1 protein-coding gene is annotated in these 279 nt (G+C 69.5%); it reads right to left on the reverse strand.

Annotated features, from left to right (window positions below; all coding sequences use genetic code 11):
* A partial coding sequence (locus GN138_RS15930) for a DUF2239 family protein (protein ID WP_157364984.1) occupies nucleotides 1-246 on the reverse strand: 246 nt, incomplete at its 3' end.
* Nucleotides 247-279: the final 33 nt, after the last annotated feature.

Here is a 279-nt window from a genome sequence, read left to right on the forward strand (position 1 = left end):
CGGGGCCGGCGCTGCCTCGGTGCCGGCCGAAAGCTGCGGTTGCGCGAGCAGGCGCAGCAGGTCGGCGGCGGGCAGCTCCAGCGGGACTTCGATGGTGCGGGCGTCGGCATCGTCGAACACCAGCACCGGCCGGTCCGGATGCAGGTCGAAGGCCTGCTTGGCCTTCATCGCGACATGGCGGAGTTCGCCGCTGGCGATCCGTTGCGGGCCGGAAAAGGCCGTGCAACGCAGGGATGGACTGGACATGGGGCCTCCGGACTGAGACTGTATTTTACCCGG

It is taken from the genome of Winogradskyella endarachnes (assembly GCF_009741275.1).
Classification (GTDB): domain Bacteria; phylum Bacteroidota; class Bacteroidia; order Flavobacteriales; family Flavobacteriaceae; genus Winogradskyella; species Winogradskyella endarachnes.